The organism is Novosphingobium mangrovisedimenti (assembly GCF_025153475.1).
Classification (GTDB): Bacteria; Pseudomonadota; Alphaproteobacteria; order Sphingomonadales; family Sphingomonadaceae; genus Novosphingobium; species Novosphingobium mangrovi_A.
Genome location: NZ_JANZXA010000066.1, coordinates 1 through 424, shown reverse-complemented (window position 1 = coordinate 424; position 424 = coordinate 1). Strand labels below are relative to the sequence as shown.

1 protein-coding gene is annotated in these 424 nt (G+C 60.6%); it reads right to left on the bottom strand.

The window, feature by feature from the left end:
- Nucleotides 1-123 precede the first annotated feature (123 nt).
- Nucleotides 124-424, bottom strand: a 301-nt coding sequence (locus tag NZK81_RS21485; RefSeq protein ID WP_473087542.1) for a ferredoxin reductase domain-containing protein, incomplete at its 5' end; no start/stop codon positions are given.

The following is a 424-nucleotide window of genomic DNA, read 5'->3' as shown; positions in this document are numbered from 1 at the left end:
CATGACAGGAACGGTTTTGCTCAGCGACGGTGGAATCGGCATTGGCAAACGCCCCGGAAGCTGAAGCGGCTTAGATCTCTCCACCCTTGGCGGGTGCTCGATTCGTCGAGCGCCCGTCTTTTTTTACGTGCGATTGCTGCGATCAAGAAAGCGGTCGGCCGAAATGACCGAACGTGAGAGGCCGGCGGCGAGCAATTGCGCTTCGGCAAAGTCGATCATCGCCGGTGGGCCACACAAATAGGCTTCGTGCGCCGCCAGGTCTGCAACGCCCGCAATCTGCTCGGTGATCAGCCCACGCGCCCCTGCCCAGTCGCTGTCTGGCTCTTCATCCGACAAGGCCGGGACGAATTCGAAAGGGGCCATCCAGCGTTGACGAAGGGCCGCAATTTTGTCGAGGGCATAGAGATTGGACTGACGGCGCGCA